The sequence below is a fragment of the Vibrio antiquarius genome, assembly GCF_000024825.1.
GTDB classification, from domain to species: Bacteria; Pseudomonadota; Gammaproteobacteria; order Enterobacterales; family Vibrionaceae; genus Vibrio; species Vibrio diabolicus.
Genome location: NC_013457.1, coordinates 1,193,018 through 1,214,426, shown reverse-complemented (window position 1 = coordinate 1,214,426; position 21,409 = coordinate 1,193,018). Strand labels below are relative to the sequence as shown.

Annotated in this window: 15 protein-coding genes; 9 read left to right on the top strand and 6 right to left on the bottom strand. The window is 49.0% G+C overall.

Going from position 1 to position 21,409, the window contains the following annotated elements:
- Positions 1-7 precede the first annotated feature (7 nt).
- The gene (pvuA, locus tag VEA_RS20345; RefSeq protein WP_006740839.1) at positions 8-2,146 is read right to left on the bottom strand and encodes a TonB-dependent siderophore vibrioferrin receptor PvuA; all 2,139 of its coding nucleotides are present in this window, start codon (positions 2,144-2,146) and stop codon (positions 8-10) included.
- Positions 2,147-2,267: 121 nt separating this feature from the next.
- Positions 2,268-4,304 carry a TonB-dependent receptor gene (locus VEA_RS20340; RefSeq protein ID WP_006740840.1) on the bottom strand — a complete coding sequence of 679 codons (2,037 nt, stop codon included), beginning with the start codon at positions 4,302-4,304 and terminating at the stop codon, positions 2,268-2,270.
- Between the two features lie 250 nt (positions 4,305-4,554).
- Between VEA_RS20340 and VEA_RS20335 the strand changes: the two genes are divergently transcribed.
- From VEA_RS20335 to VEA_RS20315, 5 genes are read left to right on the top strand one after another with little or no spacing between them, the layout of a single operon-like run.
- Positions 4,555-5,766 carry an ATP-grasp domain-containing protein gene (locus VEA_RS20335; protein WP_006740841.1) on the top strand — a complete coding sequence of 404 codons (1,212 nt, stop codon included), beginning with the start codon at positions 4,555-4,557 and terminating at the stop codon, positions 5,764-5,766.
- Positions 5,763-7,595, top strand: coding sequence for a siderophore biosynthesis protein PsvB (locus tag VEA_RS20330; RefSeq protein ID WP_006740842.1), 1,833 nt, complete (start codon positions 5,763-5,765; stop codon positions 7,593-7,595). Before VEA_RS20335 ends, VEA_RS20330 begins: the two co-directional genes overlap by 4 nt.
- A 6-nt stretch (positions 7,596-7,601) precedes the next feature.
- A complete protein-coding gene (locus VEA_RS20325; protein WP_006740843.1) occupies positions 7,602-8,807 on the top strand; it encodes an MFS transporter in 1,206 nt (401 codons plus the stop codon).
- On the top strand, positions 8,779-10,608 hold the full coding sequence (locus VEA_RS20320) for a siderophore biosynthesis protein PvsD (protein WP_006740844.1): 1,830 nt from the start codon (positions 8,779-8,781) through the stop codon (positions 10,606-10,608). The genes VEA_RS20325 and VEA_RS20320 overlap by 29 nt, the downstream gene beginning before the upstream one ends.
- Positions 10,601-11,803 (top strand): type III PLP-dependent enzyme, encoded by a 1,203-nt coding sequence (locus VEA_RS20315; protein WP_006740845.1) that lies wholly within the window; start codon positions 10,601-10,603, stop codon positions 11,801-11,803. Before VEA_RS20320 ends, VEA_RS20315 begins: the two co-directional genes overlap by 8 nt.
- Positions 11,804-11,876: 73 nt before the next feature.
- Here VEA_RS20315 and VEA_RS20310 read toward each other — a convergent pair whose 3' ends face one another.
- From VEA_RS20310 to VEA_RS20300, 3 genes are read right to left on the bottom strand one after another with little or no spacing between them, the layout of a single operon-like run.
- Complete coding sequence (locus VEA_RS20310) at positions 11,877-13,121, bottom strand: ABC transporter substrate-binding protein (protein ID WP_006740846.1); 1,245 nt, start codon at positions 13,119-13,121, stop codon at positions 11,877-11,879.
- A gap of 2 nt (positions 13,122-13,123) precedes the next feature.
- Positions 13,124-14,554, bottom strand: a complete 1,431-nt coding sequence (locus VEA_RS20305; RefSeq protein ID WP_006740847.1) for an ATP-binding protein — start codon at positions 14,552-14,554, stop codon at positions 13,124-13,126.
- Positions 14,544-15,251, bottom strand: coding sequence for a response regulator (locus tag VEA_RS20300; protein WP_006740848.1), 708 nt, complete (start codon positions 15,249-15,251; stop codon positions 14,544-14,546). Before VEA_RS20300 ends, VEA_RS20305 begins: the two co-directional genes overlap by 11 nt.
- A 265-nt stretch (positions 15,252-15,516) precedes the next feature.
- Here VEA_RS20300 and ptsG point away from each other — a divergent pair, with 265 nt between their 5' ends.
- Entirely contained in the window at positions 15,517-16,959 is a 1,443-nt protein-coding gene (gene ptsG, locus VEA_RS20295) for a glucose-specific PTS transporter subunit IIBC (RefSeq protein ID WP_012842409.1), read from the top strand.
- Between the two features lie 95 nt (positions 16,960-17,054).
- Here ptsG and VEA_RS20290 read toward each other — a convergent pair whose 3' ends face one another.
- Entirely contained in the window at positions 17,055-17,501 is a 447-nt protein-coding gene (locus VEA_RS20290) for a DUF302 domain-containing protein (protein WP_006740850.1), read from the bottom strand.
- A gap of 227 nt (positions 17,502-17,728) precedes the next feature.
- On the opposite strand from VEA_RS20290, the gene VEA_RS20285 reads away from it, so the two are divergent.
- The 3 genes from VEA_RS20285 (at position 17,729) to VEA_RS20275 (ending at position 21,391) form a co-directional block, all read left to right on the top strand.
- A complete protein-coding gene (locus VEA_RS20285) occupies positions 17,729-19,720 on the top strand; it encodes a U32 family peptidase (protein ID WP_006740851.1) in 1,992 nt (663 codons plus the stop codon).
- Between the two features lie 152 nt (positions 19,721-19,872).
- On the top strand, positions 19,873-20,517 hold the full coding sequence (locus tag VEA_RS20280) for a class I SAM-dependent methyltransferase (protein WP_006740852.1): 645 nt from the start codon (positions 19,873-19,875) through the stop codon (positions 20,515-20,517).
- The gene (locus VEA_RS20275; protein ID WP_006740853.1) at positions 20,507-21,391 is read left to right on the top strand and encodes a hypothetical protein; all 885 of its coding nucleotides are present in this window, start codon (positions 20,507-20,509) and stop codon (positions 21,389-21,391) included. Before VEA_RS20280 ends, VEA_RS20275 begins: the two co-directional genes overlap by 11 nt.
- Positions 21,392-21,409: the final 18 nt, after the last annotated feature.

Genomic DNA, 21,409 nt, shown 5'->3' with positions numbered 1-21,409 from the left:
GAAACGCTTAAAACTGATAGTTCAGATCCAGTGTGTAAGAGCGTCCTGGAGCTGGGTACCGACCAACTGGGCTTGTATCAATCCCGCGGAAGTAATACTCCTCGTCAAACAAGTTGTTCACCGCAACATTCATGCGTAACTTGCCTTTGTCGTCTTTGTATAAATCCGTGCCTAAGTTGAAGTTCCACACCATGTAAGACGGCACTTTGCCCGTTGCACCTGTTGCGTCTTCGTCACTGGTGTTGACGTTATCGGTATACGAATCACTGAAGTAGAAGCCCGATAGCGTGGTGTCCATGCCGTAAAATGCGTAGGTTGCATCCCAACCAAGCTGATGCTTAGAGGTGTAAGGCAGTTGATTACCTTTATTCGCGCCTTCTTCTTCAAGCGTAGCGTCTAGATAGTTGTAGCTTGCGCCTAAACTCAGTGCAGGCAGTGCTTCAGGCACGTAACGAGCAGAAAGCTCTAAACCTTGGTGAAGTGTTTTTCCGATGTTATCGAAGGTCTGCGTTGAGCTTTGCCATTGCAATTGATCTTCAAAGTCGATGCGATAAAGTGCAGCGTTAAAGCTGGTCGCATCTTGGGTGTAACGCGCGCCGACTTCGTAGTTCCAAGCCAGTTCGCTCCCTTCTTCACCCAAGCCTCGGATGTAGGCAATTTGTGGCGCACGAAGTGATTTTTGCGCGTTCGCATACGTTACCCATTGGTCAGTCACGTTGTATGCCACCGTCAAACCCGGTAGCCATTCGGTCACCTTGTTGTCTGCCGTTTGCTCTTTACCGCGATCGGTAAACGTCATGCGAACCGACTCAACACGCAACCCAGGCGTTACCTTCAATGTATCATTGAACAAACCAATTTCGTTGCTAACGTATCCAGCAAACGCGTCCGTATCTAGATGCCAATCACGCGGAACGCTGGTTGCACCACCGGCGATTGGAGTCTGAGTGAGTTTGTAGTCAATGTCTTCGTTAACATAACGGGTACCCACGATCCAGTTTTGAGTAACGGATTTACCTTCGCCAAAGTACATCGCCATTTTTGGCTCTATACCATACACGGTAAATTCACGTGGAGAGGTACGAACGTCCGTCGCTGGCAGAGCCGGATCCGCCCAATGGCCACCCGCGCTGTTAAAGCCCCACTTGAAAAGACGCTCTGACTTATGGCCAAACGTTAGCACTTCTAGCTCAGCACTGTCGGCAAATGGCAAATCGTGGATGTACTTAACGCTCCAGCGCGTCGACTTACCTTCATAATCATCGTAAGGACGTTTCGATTGGTGACGATCTTGCTCGTAATCTTGTGGCGAAAGTGCGCCCGGCATTTGCGTTTCAGCATCGTAACGTTGCAGGAATGCTTGAATCTCTTGAGTGTCACTCAATAGCCACTGTGCTTTAGCTTGAAAGTTCTTCACGTCCGTATCGGAATGTTCACGGAAGCTTTCACCTTTTAGGAAGTTACCTTCCAACTGCAGTGCAAACGTGTCGCTTAACCAGCCGCCCGTGCGCAGGTAAAAATCATTCAGCGGCGCATCACCACCGTCAAACACGGTAAGGCGGTTACTGATTTCAGTTTGCCAAGTGTGTGGAATCGGTTTGGTCACTAGGTTGATCACACCACCGACGTTGTTTGGACCGTACTGCACTGCGGCACCGCCGCGTACAATGTCAATACGATCAAGCATCGACAGCGTTGCTGGGAAGATAGACTGACCAGTATGGCCGTATGGCGCGAGCGTTAGCGGCACACCATCCATCAAGAACTGCGCATGACCACTGCGGCTTGCTTTCAAACCACGTACGGAAATGTTAGGCAATACGCCCGTTCCGCTTTCATCCTGAACTTTAATACCCGGAACACGCTGTAGCGCATTATCGATCGAACCAGCTGCAGTTTTCTCAATTTGATCACGGGTAATGACGGTACGAGCACCAGGGTACTCTTTGACGTCTTCAATGTCAGAGTTGCCAATCACGCTGCCAGTGACAACAACCGTTTCCATCACGGTGGTTTCGTTTTTTGCGGCAGGAGCGGCAACTGCGCTCATGGAGGTGGCAGAAGCGATAGCAATCGCGAGCACACTGTAAGTGGTAGACAAACCAGCACGTACACGCACTTTACCATCCAAATTCTGGTAAGACATTAAGGTCTCCTTTGCGAGAAATTGAGCCTCGGGCAGAACATTTCCCGTAGGCTCTCGGGGCTAAAACATCCTCAATAAGAGGTAAAAATCGGCTAACGTGCATCAACTACGCACAACAAGCCTAGAACTGATATCCATAGCTGAGCATGAACTCGGCTGGTGCGCCGTAGCCAATCTGGTTTAGGCCAGACGTGCCGTTTGTTGCGCCAAGAATGTATTTCTCATCCAAAATGTTGTAAGCGTTCGCTTGGATCTTGTGACGACCAGTGGTGTACGCCGCCATCAAATCCACCGTGGTGTAATCGCCAAGTGCGACGGCTTCGTCGTTACCTGCATAACGGTCGCCCACGTATTTCACACCACCGCCTAAACGCCACTTGTCATCCAATTGGTAAGTGCTCCAAAGGGAGAACAAGTGGTCTGACACATCGTTCGGCTTTTTACCTGTGGCTTTGTCTTCTGCGTCCAAGTAGCTGTAACCAACAGAGATATCCCACTGTTTGGTGATTTGGCCACGAGCTTCTAGCTCAATGCCTTGGTGACGTACTTCAATTTTGTCGATGACATCGCCGTCCACGTTGGTTTGTGGTTGCTCTTGATCAATCTGGAACAGTGCCGCATTCAACATTAATGCGTTATCCAAAAGGTACGCTTTTGCACCCACCTCTTTTAAGTCGGTGTGGAAGAATTCCGCCAATTTTGGATTGATGTAGATACCAGCGTACGGTAACTGCCAAGAGCGCGCTAAACTGGCGTATACGGATGTGTCGGAATTGATACGGTATACCAAACCAGCACGGTAGCTGACTTTGTCATCATCCAACTTTTCCTTATCTGAGCCCGCTTTTTGTTGTTCGAGCTCCATCGAGTCGTAACGCACGTTACCGATCAAAGAAAGGTCGCCCCACGTATAGACGTCTTGCACATACAAACCTGTCGTGGTGGTGGTATTGTCACGAAATGGCTTAAAGCCCGGATCAGTCGTTGGACCAACGACTGGGTCGTAGATATTTTGCGGAGGAAGCGTTTTATCACTTGCCAACGTTAGGTCGATATCGATCTGGTTGAAATCTGCACCCACCATCAATTGATTGTCCCTGGTTTCCCAAACCAACTCAGATTGCAAAGTGGTCGTAGTACGTGGATCGTAACCAAAGTTGTTAACGGTTTGAGACACTTCATTGCCCGTCACTTTGCCCTGACGCGTGCCTTTTTGCTCAAGTTCAATATGGTTGAACGCCGCTCGGTTGTTCCATACCCATTGATCATTCAGACGCCATTCGTAATCCACCGCAATACGGAGACTGTCTGACTCCTGATAGTCGTTTGTGCCGCCAAAGTAAGTGCTTACTGGCAAATCAACTGGCTTGCCATTTTTTGATGGCACACCACGATATGGCACTAGTTCTTGATGGGCGTATTCCACGTCAATATCAATGGTGTGACCATCCGCTGGTAACACACGAATGGTCGGTGCAATGAAGAAATCGTTTGAATCAACATGATCAACGTACGAGTCGGCTTGACGGTATTCCAAGTTAATACGCCCGTTGACCTTATCTGAAAACGCCATTGAGCTGTCGACCTGACCGACATACTGGTTGTTGCTACCTACACTGCCGTTTACGTGAGTAAAATTCTCACCGTTAGCGCGTTTCGTCACCAAGTTGATGATGCCCCCAGCCGAACCACGGCCATACAAAGCACCCGCAGGACCTTTCACAATTTCAACGCGTTCAACGTTCGCTAAGCTGCGGTAAGACTGCAACGTACCGTCATCTCGCAAGCCATCACGGTACATATCGTTGAGTGAATCAAAACCACGGATCATGAACTGATCGCGGCTGCCTTCGCCCAAGGTGTTATTGACCCCGGCTACCCCATCTAGCGCATCCACTAAACGCACCGCGCCTCGGTCTTGCATTTCTGTTTTCGTTACTACGGATACTGCTTGTGGCACATCAAGCCATTCCACATCGGTTTTGGTGCCTGATTGAGGCATGTGCTCAGCATAACCTTCGTACTTATGCCCGAAGACTTGAATCGTTTCAGTTGCTGATGAGGTTGAGTTCGTCTCTTCTGAAGCCACTGCGCTTGGTGCTACTAGTGAAGAACCAATCGCGACCGCCAAGGGGGTCAGGGTCAATAATTTATTCATTCCATAATTCCGTTTAGTTGTTATAAAGCCAACGGATGGAAATAAGAACAAATATTATTTCTATTTGCAATATTAATTTTATGCTCTATATTTATTTACCCTAAAAACACAACTAACAACAAAAAAAACCAAACATAATAACAATAAACACTAAAACTTCTGCCTTCCGTCTCGCGAGAGGCACATTGGAAGACGACCGTGAGCGACTTTATCAACGTTAGAAGAAAATGTTAGAAAATTAGGAAAGCTCATGAAATCTACGATGATTATCGTAAGTCATGTCGTTAACGATGCAGTCACTCACGGCTTCGTGCCTGCAGCTAAAGCGATGGACCTTCACGTCGTTCTTATCACCGACCACAAGATCAGCCATTTAGAGCTGGCGAGTCGTGATAGTCACTTTAATCCGGATACCATTCTAGAATGTGATGTCTTCAACCCATTAGAACTCATCGAAACCATCACGGAGCATGAATTAAAGCCAGACGCTATTTTCAGCAATAGTGATCACTTACAAACTTCCACCGCCATCTGCGCGCAATTTTTTGGCCTCCCATCCAAAGATTGGTCTGTCACGTTAAAAGCCAAAAACAAACACTTAACTCGACAAGTGTTAAATGAAAAAGCCCTACCCAACACACAAAGCTGTTTGCTGCACCGCCATTCGAATATGGCATTAGGCATGGCCTTTCCTGTCGTAGCAAAACCCAAAGAAGGCGTGGCAAGTTTAGATGTGCAGCGCTGTGACTCCCAAAGCGAGCTCGACGCATACTGCGATGCGTTTTGGCAAAAACACCCAAACGCCGCCATTCTGGTGGAGCATTTCCTTCAAGGACCGTTGGTTACGCTCGAAACTCTGGGAGATGGTGAGCGCCTTATCGCCGTGGGCGGCTTTGATGTGTCGCTCTCAGAGCCGCCTTACTTTATCGAAACGGCCGCAGACTGGAACGGACCAAACGGCATTGCTCACCGAGAAGCTTGCGTGGCTCAACTGAAAGCGTTTGGCGTTGGTTTTGGTGTTTGCCACAGCGAATTTATTATCACTGAAAACGGCCCAGTCCTAGTGGAAATTAACTACCGCAGCATTGGAGATGGTCGCGAATTCTTGCTCAACAATCTCGCTCACTTCGGTTGGTTTAGCACGATTTTAGGTCTGCATTTAGGCCGAAGATTGGACGGCGATTACCAAATTCATGGTTCAGCGCACGTGCACTACGTGGTTGCCGAACACAGTGGTGTGATTGATGGAGATTCGACGTCGTTCATCCAACACGATGACGATATCATCACCCAGCAACAGGTACTAAAAACCGCTGGAGAACACTTCCAACAGAGTTATTCCAATAAGGATTATCTCGCCCGAATTTCGATTGTCTCACCATCAGGGCGAAACCTCGACCAAGCGCTGCAGAACGCGCTTAGCAATTTCGATCTAGCTCCGACTCGTGAGGTGGCAGCATGAATGACAACGCTTTGTATCTAACGCAACGATTGATCGACACTTGCTTACGCGAAGACATGTTTGGCATTTTGTCGAAAGCCAAGTTCAGTAGCGACGCGCCAAAAGGGGTAATTGTTCCTCAAGGCGAGCAAGTCTGGCTGATATTTGCCAACTCTGATTTCACGTTGTATTTACCCGTTGCGCCAACGTATTACATGCAGCACTGGCGCTACGGCCACGCCTATGACGAAACACCACAAGGTTGGTGGGTGGAGAAAAATGGCCAAGTCGAGCATCAACAACATTACAAAGAGTGGATTGCACTCCTAACGACACTGGCGCATGAGAGCTCTCACGAATTGTTGGCGGGGTATCTTCAAGAACTGGAATGTGCAGAGAAACACAAAGCGCTGTGTGACCAAGCGTTTCGTCACCACGCCGACCACATTTCTCAACCAATATCCGAGCTTGGTTCTTGGCATCAAAAACTGCTGCTTGCCGACCAGATCGCTTCTTACCTTGACCACCCGTACTATCCAACTGCGCGTGCGAAGTTTGGTCTGAGCGATGAAGACCTTGCTAAGTACGCGCCCGAGTTTGCACAAAGCTTTGCTCTGCATTGGATTGCGATTGAAAAATCACTGGTGACATTAACCAGCGAACAACCTGATTGCTGGCCGACGATGGAGCAAGTGGGGCTTCCTGCTGATTTTGCACTGAGCCACGTACTGTTCCCTGCGCATCCGCTCACCCTTCGCTCTTTAGAAGCCTTACCCGAAGGCATGATAGAAGCGCCGTTTACGTACCTAGACGTGACGCCAACGCTTTCCGTTCGTACTGTGGTAGTCAACGACGCGCCGCATATTCACATCAAAGTTCCGCTGATCATGCGATCGCTAGGTACGAAAAACATTCGCTTAATCAAGCCTTCAACACTGTATGACGGCCACTGGTTTGAACGTCTACTCAGCCACCTTGAACAAACGGACGCCGATTTAAACACTCGCTTGTTCCATTGCAACGAAAAACACGGTGGACACGTCGGCGAGGGTAAAACCTTCGCGTACATCGTACGTGAGTACCCACTTACTCATTGCGAAGACAAAGCGTTAGTTCCGGTTGCAGCACTGGCAAGCCCAATGCCTGACGACCGCTTGTTCTTAGAACATTTGGCAGAGCAGTACTATCAACAAGATACGCTGGCGTGGTTCCAAGATTACGTCGACCTTCTTTGCCAAGTGCACCTCACCTTGTGGCTTCGTTATGGCATCGCATTGGAGTCCAACCAACAAAACGCCATCGTTGCATTTGATCAGCAGGGCAAAATGACGCTCGCGATGAAAGACAACGACGCGGCGCGAATTTGGCCAGAGCGCTTCCACTTTGCAACAGAGCATGCTGCTCAAAACCACGGCGCAGAAACACTTCCAGTGGATTGCGATGAACTGCTCGATCAACGCATCAAAGTCGACAGTGAATTAGCGCTCGGTCAGATGTTTACCACCATCACATTACAACTGGATATTGCAGCGATTGTAGAAGCCATGGCTACGAAGGGCATTGGCTCTTCAGCATCGCTTTACGCCATCGTGGCCAAAAGCATTGCAGAGCAACTCAACCGATTGGAAGGCGAAGGGTTAGAAACAAAACTGGCACGCGAGTTACTGCAAGATGCGCCTGATTTGTACGCCAAGTACTTGTTGAGCTCTGGCAGTTTGCTCTCGAAAGAGGCCTCCGGCGCGAGTGACATCAATAAGTTCTATGGTTTGTCGGCTCCGAATTTCTTGCTGCTTTCTAGCGAAGAAGCGCAACGCGCCTACTTAGAAGCCATCAAAAAAAGCGTACGTTAAACGATTATGACCAAACTCATCTACAGTGTGTTGTTGTGCCACTTTATCGCTGCGTTTGCCGCGTTAGGTATGCCGCTATTTCTACCCGTCGTGTTGCCAACGTTAGGCGCAAGCATTGATGCGGACTGGGCAGGGGTATTGTTTATCCTACCCACGTTTTGTACTGCGTTGGCGGCGCGATTTTGGGGCAGCTTTGCCGATCGCTACGGTCGCCGCCGCTCACTCTTGCGTGCGCAACTTGGCCTTGCAGCAGGGTTTGCGCTGTGCGGCTTGGCAGACAACCTCGCCATGTTTGTGTTTGGTCTTATTGTTCAAGGAACCTTTGGCGGCACCATGGCCGCCTCGAACAGCTACTTATCTAGTCAAATTAAAGAAGCCAAAACACTCAGCAAGTCACTCAATAAAACCCAACTATCTGCTCGCTTGGCGCTGATCGTTGCGCCCATTGGGCTCGGCTGGAGCTTGTCAGAGACCAACCCGCTCAACGCATACCTGTGGTTATGCGTTTTGCCTTTAATTGCTATGGGCATCACGCTAACACTGCCTGCGGATAAACCCGCCGAACGAAACCTCGAAAAGCCAAACTCAGAATCTCAGCAAGAAAAACCGGTTGCACAGAAAAACGCAATGCATGCCATTCGTTGGATCTTCTTTGCTCAGTTCGGGTTTGCATTTTCCATGGTGGTGACCTTTCCTTATTTCTCGCCGTTTGTGCAGCAATATGGCATCACTAACCACGCATGGATCGGTTTTTTGTACGCACTGCCGCATGGCTTCTATCTGTTGCTGGCAGGCAAAATCCACGTGTTGTCAGATGGGCTGAATCGCCATCAACCGCTGCGCACGTTGTGGCTCGGGTTTGCATTGCTTGCCGTGAGCTCTGCCTTGCATTTGATTGCGTCCGAAACCGCACTCATTGCTGCGAGAATTATCTTCGGCATCGCGATGGTGTGTTGCTATCACGGATTGCATCAGCATCTTGCGAGCAATCTGGATCGCAAACTCAGTGGCAAAGTATTTTCTCGCTTTGATGCCATGTCCAAATGGGGTGGCGTGGCGGCGGGATTTTGCGCTTCTTTCATTTCTAGCTTGGGGCTACTTGAGGTTCCTTTCCTACTTTCTACGATAGTCAGCGTAATCACCTTGATCGCGCTGGTTCTCCATTCAAAATTTGGAAATCAACATGTTACAAACTCAATCCTCTCAGACTAGCGAGTTGCGCGCGCATGATGTGCAGCTCAATCGGGAGAAGGCCCAACTCAACACGATAATGGGTGTTCTTAATTGTTACTTACGTGAATTTGCGCTACCGAATCAACAAGTGGAATGGCGCTACCAATCGACATCGCTACCCCAAACGTTAAAACGCAACTATTCCGCCAAGCAACGGGTAGCCGTTCATCTGTCTCAACAAAATGGCGTGCTGGTTTTGCCGATTCACTACGCGAGCAAACTGGGCAAAATCAAATTGGCAGAACTGCCGTGGGCGAAAATGCCGGGATCTGGCTGGGCGAAATTGGATGCCACGCAAACTCTTACGCTTTTGCTTAACTATCTCAAGCAGGTGTTGGCGATCCCGTTTAACCATGAGCTGATCGAACAACTGGAAAATAGCGTGCTGGTTACCGAGCAGTTTCTCAACGTCGCGCCCAAATCGCATCACAACGAATTTATCGCTTCGGAACAGTCTCTGATTTGGGGGCACACTTTCCATCCGACCCCAAAAAGTCGTTCGGGCGTCACCATGGATGATCTCTTGGCGTTTTCTCCAGAAGTCGGCGCGCAAGTCCCGCTGTACTGGTTTGAAGTGGATACGTCCTTACTTGATGTGCTGAGTTCCGACGGAGAAGCTAACCCTGCGCAACGCATGCTACAACAGCTCGCGCCACAACACGCCACCAGCGATGGGAAGACCCTCTACCCTTGTCATCCTTGGGAAAGCTACACCATTTTGAGCAACCCAAGCGTGAAGCGTGCCATTGAACAAGGCAAGATCACGCCACTGGGTTTAGGTGGTGAAAAGATGCAGCCGACCTCTTCGGTTCGTACCCTCTACCACCCAGACATGGACTGGTTTGCGAAATTCTCCATCAACGTACGATTAACCAATTGCGTGCGCAAAAACGCGTGGTACGAACTCGACAGCGCCGTGCAGCTCACGTCGATTCTTAAACCAATTAGAGAAAACGAACAGCTGCACAACCCCGTATTTAAAGTGATGACAGAGCCTTACGCCACCACGTTGAATCTAGAAAGCGTCGCTGAGCGTAATTGGGACGACAACACCAAAGCGCGCGAATCGTTTGGGATTTTGTATCGCGAAAATTTCTCGCTGAGCGAAGTCGATATCTTAAAACCAACCCTCGCTGGCGCTCTGTTTGCTTACGACAAAAACGGCAACAGTTGCATTGCTCAACGCCTTAAAAACAAAGCGCGTACTACGCAAAATCGCTATTCCGACATCGCGACACTGTGGTTTGAACGCTATTTGCATTGCCTAATTCCGGGTGTGTTTAACTACTACTTCAAACACGGGGTGGCGTTTGAGCCGCATTTGCAAAACACCTTGATTGGCTTTGAGCAAGAGATGCCGTGTTGTGTTTGGATTCGTGATTTGGAAGGCACTAAATTACTGCCGGAGTTCTGGCCAGCAGAAACATTAACTGACTTGTCTGAACGCGCGCGACAATCGGTTTACTACAGTCGCGAACAAGGCTGGAATCGCATCGGATACTGCACCTTTATCAACAACATCAGCGAAGCGATTTTCTTCATCGCAGAAGGTGATGAGCCACTAGAGCAAACGCTATGGAATGCGGTGCAAAGTGCCATTGTGCGTTGGCAGTCAGTGAATGGAAAACAGCCAGAACTAGAAGCGTTGCTGAATGGCGGTCACTTCCCAAGCAAAAATAATTTCACCACACGTTTGATGCAAAAAGCCGATAAAGAGTCGGGCTATACCCAAGTCGCCGCGCCTTGGCAGCAACACGAAAAAGGAGCGCAACATGTCTAATTCACTCTCCCTACCGACACGCGTTAGCCAGCAAGTTCACACGCTCGCACAGCAGCAAAATCAACCCTTGTGCGCGTACGTGTATGACCTAAACGCCTTAGAAGAACACATCAAACAACTGCGTCACGTTTTGCCGAGAAATGTCGAGCTATTTTACGCAGCCAAAGCCAATCCATCGGGCCCGATTCTCAAAACGCTCGCGCCGTATGTCGATGGTTTTGAAGCGGCGTCTGGCGGGGAGCTGGCACACCTCCACCAGCAACAACTCGATAAGCCATTGATCTTCGGTGGCCCAGGAAAAATGCCAAGTGAATTGCAACAAGCGATTGAGCTTGATGTTGATGCAATTCATGTCGAAAGCCTCACCGAGCTGCAACGCATTGGTGCACTAACCGAGCGCCTCAACCGCCCTGCTTCGATCTTTTTGCGTATGAACATCGATATTGGCGACATCACGCTCAGCAAGTTGGCGATGGGCGGCAAGCCAACTCCTTTTGGTTTGGACGAGTCCGAACTGAGTAATGCTTTGATGTTGCTGCGCGATTTCCCGCAAGTGTCACTCAAAGGCTTCCATTTTCACTTGATGTCGCATCAGCTCGATGTTGAACGTCACTTAGCGTTAATGCAGCGCTATTTCCAAGTCGTGAAGGCGTGGCAACAAGAGTTTGAACTCGGTGAGCTGATGATCAACTTGGGTGGAGGCATGGGGATTAACTACCAAAACCCTGAGCAACACTTTCCGTGGATGGAGTTTTGCGACAAGTTGGAATTCCTCATCGCCAAAGAGCAAGTGCAAGACTGGACACTGCGTTTTGAATGCGGACGTTTCATCACGGCGGCATGCGGTTACTACGTAATGGAAGTGCTGGATATTAAGCAAAATCTTGGCGAAAACTTTGTCATCGCGCGCGGAGGAACTCACCACTTCCGCACACCAGCAGCGCAGAGCCATGATCATCCATTCGTCATCCTGAAAAGCGAGCAACACCATGAGATTTCTCATCCAATTCAGCATGCACAAGCGACCTTTGCCGGCCAGCTTTGTACGCCCAAAGATGTGCTGGCACGTAATCAACACGTCGCCCACGTCGATATTGGTGATTACGTTGTGTTTACCTTAGCGGGCGCGTATGCGTGGAACATCTCCCATCAAAACTTCTTGATGCATGAACCGCCGATCTTCCACTATTTTTAAACGGCATACTTCGCTTCATTCAAGCCCCAATCATTGGGGCTTTTTTATTCCACTCGGCACAAATTCATTGCCATTAACCGCTTTGCGAAATAGCAATAATGCGTTTTATCAGCTCGTCGGGTTCCATCTTGGGATTGCGGTAAAAACGGAAGATTTCCGAGTTTATCGCTTGCTGAGCAACCGGATTGACCGCCATCGAATCAATCATACTCGGCACAGCGAGGTTGTGTTTAACGCCGTAGTGAAAGTCTTGATATGACTGGACCTGACACGGATTAAAATCGCTGATGTCGATATCGGTGCGTACCGGAATCGAGCCTTTTACCTTATTGAACTTAGCTTGAAACTCGACGTCTGCCAGCGCGCTGGCGGTTTGCTGAGCCGCCTCGGCAGAAAACGACTTGCTCGACATAAACACCAAACTGTCCATGTTGTAGAGGAATACGCCATCGCTGTCCGGCGTTGGGTAACAGCCGATCTCTTGCGGAACCGGGACTTGATTGGCGAGCAGCTCACCTAAAATCCAATCTCCACCGATTTGAAACAGCGCTTGACCGTCGGCTAGCGCTTGGGTCGCCGTATCCCACTTACTGTCGGGTAATTGGTTGTCGATCAACAAACTCAGGCGGCGAAATTGCGTCAACGCCTGGCGCAAGGTATCACTGTCGATGCTGTCTCGCTCAAGTTTAACCATTGCATTGGTGTAGAACTCAACGCCGCCAGTGGAGATCACTAAGTTCTCGAAAAGTTGGGCGACTTGCCACGGCTGCTCACCGACCGCGATTGGCACGATGCCATTTTGCTTCGCAAGCTCCATGGCGGCGAACATTTCTTGCCAATTTTTCGGCGCGGAAAGATTCAGTTGTTTAAGCAGCTTGTGGTTGACCCACAACCAGTTCAAGCGGTGCAGCGTAAGTGGCAGGGCGATATAGCCGTTTTGTGTTTTATTGATTTCGATAGACAGCGGGTAGAGCACCTCGTCCCAGCGCTGCTCATCCGCTACCGCGTTGACGTTGTGCAAAATACCGATGGCATCCCACGCCTTAATACTTGGCCCTTCGATTTGCGCGAAGCTCGGTGGGTTGCCCGCCAGCGCGCGAGCTTGCAGTACCGTCATCGCGCTGTCGCCACCACCGCCTAACACCGGGCTTTGCAGCAGCTCTATATCGTGCCGTTTTAGCTGAGCTTTGAGTGTTTGCAGCGCTTGCTGTTCGCCGTCAGAAGTCCACCAATGTAAAAACTCTACCCCTTGTGGCGACTCAGCGTGAGCGACGCAAGGGGCGAGCAACAGTGGGAACAAGAATGCCAGTTTGTTCATAGTCAGTCTCTCGGGAAAGTCAGTGTGGCGCAGAGGCCGCCAAACTGAGAATGGCTCAGCAACAAGTCGCCGCCATGAGCCTTTGCAATACTCTGTGAAATGGTTAACCCCAGCCCACTGCCTTCTTTATCGTTGCTAGCGCGGAAGTATGGCTGGCAGAGCTTTTCAAGTAATAAATCGTCAACACCGTCACCGTGATCTTCAATTTCAATCTGGATCGACTCTGGGCTTTCACTCAGCGTAATGTCCGCTTGATGGCCGTATTTGAGCGCGTTATCGACCAGATTCTGAATGCAGCGCTTAATCGCTAACGGTTTACCAGCAAAGTGGGTGTGGATTTCACCGTGGATGCGAATTGTGTCCGGCGCATCGGCGATATTGGCGGAAATGTGCTGAATCAGTTGGGTGAAATTGATCGGCTCGATTTCCTCGTGGATATCGGTCTCTTTAATGCATTGCAATGCGCCTTTGACCATCAAATCTAGGTCGTTACTCAGGCGGATAAAGCGTTCTCGGTCGGCGTCGTCATCCAGCATTTCCGCCCGCAGTTTTAGGCAGGCTATCGGCGTTTTCAGATCGTGTGAAATGGCACTGAACAGCATCTCGCGGTCTTTAATGTGGCTGTCGATGCGTCGGTTCATTTTGTTAAACGCACGTACCGCCGCTTTCAGTTCGTTACTGCCGCGCTCAGAGACTTCGGGCACGTCTAGTCGGCTCGACATCAGGGTTGCGGCTTTTGCCAGCTCTCGAATGGGTTGAATTTCTTTGCGAACGATAAACCAGGTACACAGCAACAGCATTAGCGCGGACACCAATAGCGTCAGCCATTGGCGCAGCTCAAAATAGTTAGTCTCTAGGTTGATGTAAGGCGCGGGCAGCACCGCCGCGAGATAAAACCATTCGTTCTGCGCGACTTCGACCTGCATCACCAGAATAGGCGGATTGAGGTCACCAAACGAAAGCGAATAATGCGCCCACAATAGTGGCAGTTCGTCGATAGGTAGCTCGTTGTTGAACACTTTGAGTTTGTCGCGCTGGGTAAACTCCACCTCGATATTAGGAATGCCGCTCAACTCTCTTTCTAATACCTCGCGAACTTGGTTGATGACCAACGTTTTGCGCTCGCTCTCTGGCAGTGGGTCGACGTCAATCTGGTGATTGTTGAGTGAGACGAAAAAGCGCGTGCCGCCCATATTGCGTAGTTGATTGAGCACCAAGTGGCGGTATTCCGAAGGGAGGGTTTGAAAGAAAGCGATGGTAGAAGAAGCACTCAGTGCTAAGCTTTTGACTGTGGTGGTCAGGCCTTCTTTATCGCGTTCGCTGGCGTGTTGATACCAGATAATTCCGGATAATACCTGCGCCAGAATGATCACCAGCAACAGGAATACACTGGTACGAACGACCAGTGATCCCGTCCAGCGTTTAATTCTCATAATGCACGTCCGTGGTTAGCATGTAGCCTTTGTTGCGCACCGTTAGGATCAGCGAGCGGTCTTTATCTTCAAGGTGATGACGCAAGCGGCTGATCTGCACGTCAATGCCGCGTTCAAACGGGTCGGCATCGCGTCCCCAGATCTCGCGCGCAATATCATCGCGCGACAAAATCGATTGTGCGTGGTTGACGAATAAACCAAGTAGCGACAAATCCGCGCCACTCAGTTGTTTGACCTCGCGGCTAGCAACGTGGGTCAGTTGCCGGGTTACCGTATCTAACAACCAGTCGTCAAAACGCACTTTACGCGTCAGTTTGCTATTGGCGGTCGTTTGGCTGCGTCTCAGAATCGTTTTGATGCGCGCGAGCAGTTCACGCGGGCTGAATGATTTGGTGATGTAGTCGTCAGCGCCCATTTCTAGCCCTGCGACTCGGTCGGCTTCTTCGGTGACGGCGGTCAGCATGATGATCGGAACATCGGAGTTTTTGCGCAGTTTCTGGCACAGGGTAAAACCGTCTTCACCGGGCATCATAATATCGAGGATGATCAAATCAGGATGGTGATCGTTGAGCAGTTGCCACATCACGCCGCCGTTTTCTGCGCAAAGCACTTCAAACCCTGCGCGACCAAGGTAATCTGACAATGCTTCGCGAAGGTCGAGGTTGTCATCGACGACCAGTATCTGCTTGTTTTCCACCCTACTTTCCCTGTGTCCGTCCCTGTGCCTGCCCCTGAGTTTGGCGCTGGCCAATATGATGCATTCTTAAACGCCCATGCACAATCGAGCCGATTGCAATTTTCACTTCTCGGTGTAAGAGATTTGTAAGCGGCCACTTACAAACTGATTGCCTTTTGTAACCTTAGGCGCCACCTTGCTCGCTATGATCATCCTGACCTTACGTGAAACAACATGACCTGAAGGAATCAGGTCCTACAACACTGGCATTCGTCAGGAGGAAACCATGTTTGCAAGTATATTTGGACAACTACAAAAAATAGGGCGGTCGTTGATGCTGCCTGTGGCGGTGTTACCAGTGGCTGGCTTGATGCTGGGTATTGGTAACGCGGGCTTTGCGTTTATTCCAGACGCGGTCAACAAAGTGATGCTCGCCGCCGGTGAAGGCGTGTTCGGCAACATGCAGTTGATGTTTGCGGTCGGTGTGGCGCTCGGGTTATCAAAAGGCAATGACGGTGCCGCTGCGCTCGCTGGCTTAGTTGGCCTAATTATTATGAACGCATCGCTCGGTATCGTGACAGGCCTGCGCGGTTTAGAAACTGACGCCACCATCATGGGCGTTGAGACGCTGCAAACCGGGGTGTTTGGCGGCATCTTTATCGGTGCGGTCGCGGCAATTATGTACAACCGCTTCTACAACATCAAACTGCCGGAGTATTTGGGCTTCTTCGCAGGTAAACGATTTGTGCCCATTGTTACCGGTTTATCGGCGATCGTCGTTGGTGCGATTCTCGCGTTTGCATGGCCACCTGTCGGACAACTTCTTGATGCATTTTCTCATTGGGCAGCGTACCAAAACCCTGTACTCGCGTGGGCGGTTTACGGCGCGGGTGAACGTTCATTACTCCCGGTTGGTTTGCACCACATCTGGAATGCGCCGTTCTTCTTTGAAGTCGGCAGCTATGTAGACCCAGAAACCGGCAAAGAGTTTACTGGTGAGCTCACTCGCTTCTTCGCGGGCGATAAAACCGCAGGTTATCTGTCTGGTGGCTTTATGTACTCCATGTGGGCACTACCAGCAGCGGCACTGGCGATTTACCACTGCGCGTCTCCAGAGCGTAAGAAAATCGTCGGCGGTTTGATGATGTCTGCGGCGTTGACCTCTTGGTTGACTGGGATCACTGAGCCAATCGAATTTACCTTCTTATTCGTCGCACCAGTGCTGTACGTGATCCATATTTTCCTCACCGGTATTGCGTTTGCGATCACCGCATTTTTGGAAATCAAACACAGTACGGACTTTGCGCACGGCGCGATCCAGTTCTTCCTTTACTACCCAATGTCGACCAACGCGTGGATGTTCATCATCATCGGTCCAATCTGGGCGACGTTGTACTATGGCTTGTTCCGCTTCCTAATTGTGAAGTTGGATCTGAAAACGCCGGGCCGTGAAACCGACATTGCAGAAGTGAAGATTGCCGGACAACCTGATGAAATTGCTGTGGATGTAGTCGCTGCATTGGGCGGCAAAGCCAATATCAAGTCAGTCGATGCGTGTATCACTCGTCTGCGTGTCTCGGTGAAAGACATTGCCAACGTTGATGTTGCTAAGCTAAAAGCACTTGGCGCGCGAGATGTGTTAGTGATTGGCGACAGTTTACAAGCGATTTTCGGCACGCAGTCTGACTCAATTAAGTCAGAAGTGCACAGCGTACTCGCCGCCTCCTGATCTTACCTCCCCCAATCTAGGTAAGATTTGCCAACCTCCTTGTGAGGTTGGCTTTTTCGTTTTTGGGGTAAAAAAAGCGAAGCCAACAACCAGCCCTACTTCGCCGCCGCGTTGGTTAAATTGCCCAGCACGCCGCTGATTTTGTTCAATACCTCGTCGCAGCCTTCAATATGATGGCGCTGTTTTAAATACATCGGATCGTTGTAAGCTAACCACGTTTTGCCTTCAGCATCTTCATACACCAACACTTTTTGGGGTAAATCGAGCGCCACTTGCTGCGCACAGATCATCAGCGGTGTGCCCACTTTAGGGTTTCCAAACACGATAACTTCGGTTGGTCGCAACGTCATATCGACTTTCGTGGCATTCTCTTGATGGTTAATGCGCGCAAAGACGTTCAACCCTTTTTCTTGCGCGATAGCGACAAATTTATCCGCCGTATTTTTTGCTGAATGCGTGCTCGCAACGGTTACCACACCCTCACCAGCCAACGCACTCAATGACGTCAACGCCACGACCAACCCGATGATTACTTTTTTCATTTGTCGTCCCTTCCTCTTTCTGAGTCGAAAACTAAATATAGAAAAACCAAGTGTAGGAAAACTATAGAAGTCAGATTCCGCTATCGCGAATTGCACTCTACCCACTCAAGAGTCGACCGTGTAACACGGATTAATTGATTCAGATTAATAAAGCATTAACTAGCTGAGCATCAAAAGCGTGAAATACGTAACATTTGCAGCCTATTTTAGTAAGAAAGAGAAAAGTAGTGACACGCGATCAATTTGAGTTATTAGCACCCGGCGGTGATTTAGATTCCATCAAAGCCGCCATTGCCGCTGGCGCCGATGCAATTTACTGTGGGCTCGACCGCTTCAATGCTCGTAACCGAGCGACCAACCTCACCTTAGATAACTTAAATGGCGTGTTAACGTTGGCCCATCAGCACAGCTGTAAGATTTTCCTAACGTTGAATGTGCTGATTTTAGAAAGTGAAATTCCAGCGATTGTTCGCTTACTCAGCCAACTGAACACCACCAAAATCGATGGCGTGATCGTGCAAGATCTCGGTCTGGCCTACATTCTCAAACATCACTTCCCCGATTTGGATGTGCACGCTTCAACGCAACTGAACACGCATAACGAAGGCCAGATCCTCTTTCTCAACCAGCTCACCGCAAGCCGAGTAAACTTATCTCGCGAACTTAACATCGATGAAATAAAACATCTGGCGCAATTTGGTCGCGAGCACAACGTAATGATGGAAGTGTTTGTCCACGGCTCATACTGCATCGGATTCTCCGGAATTTGCTACATCAGTTCCGCTCGCAATGGCGCATCAGGAAACCGTGGACGCTGCAGTCAACCTTGTCGCGAACAGTACGAAACGACCAAAACGGGCAACAACTACCCACTCAATATGAAAGACAATTCCGCCTTTGGGGACTTGAAAGCGCTTGCCGATGCTGGCGTGTATTCATTAAAAGTGGAAGGACGAATCAAGAAGTCGCACTATGTCTATACCGTGGTCGACAATTGGCGTCAGCAAATCGATCGCTTGTGCGAAGGTTTGGAACTCTCTGAAGATACCACAGAGTTGTACACGGTGTTCAACCGTGATTTCTCCAACGCATTTTTGCAAGGTGATTTCGGCAAGGCGATGTACATCGACAACCCGCGCGACCACGCTGTAAAGCATTTTTCGAAGGTTTATCAATGCCAGTCTGCTGATGATGTGCAAGCGGTGAAAAAGAAACTCTACGACGACAAAACCGCGATCATTGAGAAAGTGGCTGAGCAAACTAAGTCGTTCGATGTCGCTTCGACACAAGTATCCGGCAGCAGCTTGAAAGGGTCGATTGATGTGCCAACTCTGCCAGCGTTACCTCAACCAGAACCTCGCCAAGGTGCGCCAAAATTATCGGTTCTGATCTCGTCAGCACAAGAAGCCATGCTGTGCGAATACCACGACATTGATGTTTACTATCAATTGCCAATGGGATTGTCTGGCGAACTGAGCGCGATGATTGAGTTGTTCCAAGCCAACCCAATGCTCAAACCTTGGTTCCCAGCCATTTTGATTGGCGAAGACTACCACGCCGCGCGCGTATTTTTGGAAACCATCCAACCTGAGTTGTTGATCACCAACAACTCAGGCGTCGGCATGATCGCAAAAGAGCTCGGCTTAGGCTGGGTGGCAGGCCCACAAATGAACACGGTGAACTCATATGCGTTTAAATGCCTTCAAGACGAGTTCGCGGCAAGTGGCGCATTTGTTTCTAACGAGCTGAATATGAAGCAGATGCGCCATATCAAGCGTCCGAAAAACATGCGCAGCTTCTACAGCATTTATCATCCAAATACCCTACTCACGAGCCGCCAATGTTTGTTCCAACAAACCGAAGGATGCCGTAAGGTGAAGATCAACAAAGGTTGTTTGAAACGCTGTGATAAACGCACGTCTATCATCAACTTAAAAGACAATCCTTACGTGGTGCAAAAACAAAAAGGCAGCCACAATTCAATCTACAGCGAGCACAACGTCTTAAACCTGCAAGTACTGCACGATCTGCCGCAATTGTTTACCGATGTGTTGATCGATCTGCGTGATATCCAGACCGAAACGACAGTCTCAGCAAGCAAACCTGAGTTGATTGACGCGTTCTTAGCTCTACTTGAAGAACACAGCGAACAAACCGTCCAAACGCTGAATGCCATGATTCAACCAACAGCCAACGCGCAGTATTTAAAGGGGTTGTAGAATTTTTCTAACGAGGCAAACAAAACAATAAATTATCCTACACTCTACTAGAGGGAAGCGTAACGCTTTGTAAGTCAGATGGTTGGCTGAAGAACATAGTTCATCAATAGAAGAACTTCCTGGCCATTTGAGATAATTTATTTGAGTACGCCATGAAAATATCTAAAGGTATCGAAGAGCAGGGGATCCCTGTCGGAAACTATTACGACAAATACAATACTCAGAACCCCATCGCCAGAAAAATGATGAGCAATTTCGATCATCATTTATCGCAACTGGTTGATATGGTCACACCAAAGTCGATACACGAAATCGGCTGCGGAGAAGGAGTCTGGGCACTTAAATGGCATCAACAAGGGATCCGTGTGAAAGGGAGTGACTTCTCCCAACAAGTGATTCAACTAGCAAGAGACAATGCCCAAGCACACAACTTGGAAGACATTTTGTTTGAACAAAAAAGTGTGTATGACGTTGCTAGAGAGACTGATTCTGCTGACCTTGTTGTTTGTTGTGAGGTCTTGGAACACCTAGAGCATCCCGAGCAAGCACTAGCAACATTGCAAGATCTCGATACTGACTATTACATTTTTAGTGTGCCAAGAGAGCCGTTGTGGTGTGCGTTAAACATGGCAAGAGGTAAATATTTAAACAGTTGGGGCAATACTCCCGGACATATCCAACACTGGTCCAAGAATGCCTTTCTGACTTTGCTCAATCAACACTTTGAGATTCTCGAAGTACGCTCTCCCATTCCTTGGACCATGGTTTTATGCCAGCGTGTGAATCATGAAACATAATAAGAGTAAATTCATATTAAGTTGGGTTGGGCGAATCATTACTATATTTTCCATCGCCTTTGTATTAATCAAGCTCTCTACATACTCGCAGCAACTGAATATTCAGGATATTCCCTCTTACTCCTATCTGGTATTTATTTTTTGCATAGGCCTCTACGCCTTTGGCAATTATGTTCTTTCTATGGCGTGGCGACTTTTAGTCGCGAACAGTGAATATACTTTGTCTGCATCAACTGCCATTTGGGTGTTTGGCGGATCTCAAATTGCTAAGTATCTACCTGGAAACATTTTCCAATTCGCTAGCCGACAAGTAATTGGCGTACAACACGGAATTAAGAATAATGTATTACTGAAATCGACCTTATGGGAAATAGGGTTGATGGGTATTGCGGCTGGTTCGTTTGGCGTCTTTCTGCTGAATGAGTACTTCCCTAGTTTAATGGGGTACGAGATGACTTTATTCGCTGGACTTATCGTGATCACCGGATCAATATTAAGCTTGATAGCCAGTCGCAATTACCTAAAAGCTTGTGGGCTTTATCTCTGCTTTTTTTTGGTATCGGGCGGCATTTTCTCACTCATATTTTTTACGCTAAACGACAATCTAACTCCAACTTTAGAGACATTTTTACAAACATCTTGTTACTTCATCATCGCATGGTTAATAGGGTTTGCCACCCCAGGTTCTCCTGCAGGGTTGGGTGTCCGAGAGGCTGTTTTAATCACACTTCTAGATTCGCCGAGTATTGAAGATACACTCTTAGTTGCCGTCCTTGTTTCCAGAATCGTCACGGTTCTAGGGGATATGTTGTTCTTCGCTATCTCGAGTTTATTTAGGCCTAAGCAAGCCGTATCAAATAACTCACTTCTTTAAAGTATCGAGGTAACTCGC

Excerpts from the sequence above, each read along its gene's own strand:
- VEA_RS20320 (WP_006740844.1), top strand. The coding sequence starts at position 8,779 with ATGTTACAAACTCAATCCTCTCAGACTAGCGAGTTGCGCGCGCATGAT.
- VEA_RS20275 (WP_006740853.1), top strand. The coding sequence starts at position 20,507 with ATGAAACATAATAAGAGTAAATTCATATTAAGTTGGGTTGGGCGAATC.
- VEA_RS20340 (WP_006740840.1), bottom strand. The coding sequence starts at position 4,304 with ATGAATAAATTATTGACCCTGACCCCCTTGGCGGTCGCGATTGGTTCT.
- VEA_RS20290 (WP_006740850.1), bottom strand. The coding sequence starts at position 17,501 with ATGAAAAAAGTAATCATCGGGTTGGTCGTGGCGTTGACGTCATTGAGT.
- pvuA (WP_006740839.1), bottom strand. The coding sequence starts at position 2,146 with ATGTCTTACCAGAATTTGGATGGTAAAGTGCGTGTACGTGCTGGTTTG.
- VEA_RS20330 (WP_006740842.1), top strand. The coding sequence starts at position 5,763 with ATGAATGACAACGCTTTGTATCTAACGCAACGATTGATCGACACTTGC.
- VEA_RS20335 (WP_006740841.1), top strand. The coding sequence starts at position 4,555 with ATGAAATCTACGATGATTATCGTAAGTCATGTCGTTAACGATGCAGTC.
- ptsG (WP_012842409.1), top strand. The coding sequence starts at position 15,517 with ATGTTTGCAAGTATATTTGGACAACTACAAAAAATAGGGCGGTCGTTG.
- VEA_RS20325 (WP_006740843.1), top strand. The coding sequence starts at position 7,602 with ATGACCAAACTCATCTACAGTGTGTTGTTGTGCCACTTTATCGCTGCG.
- VEA_RS20310 (WP_006740846.1), bottom strand. The coding sequence starts at position 13,121 with ATGAACAAACTGGCATTCTTGTTCCCACTGTTGCTCGCCCCTTGCGTC.
- VEA_RS20305 (WP_006740847.1), bottom strand. The coding sequence starts at position 14,554 with ATGAGAATTAAACGCTGGACGGGATCACTGGTCGTTCGTACCAGTGTA.
- VEA_RS20280 (WP_006740852.1), top strand. The coding sequence starts at position 19,873 with ATGAAAATATCTAAAGGTATCGAAGAGCAGGGGATCCCTGTCGGAAAC.
- VEA_RS20315 (WP_006740845.1), top strand. The coding sequence starts at position 10,601 with ATGTCTAATTCACTCTCCCTACCGACACGCGTTAGCCAGCAAGTTCAC.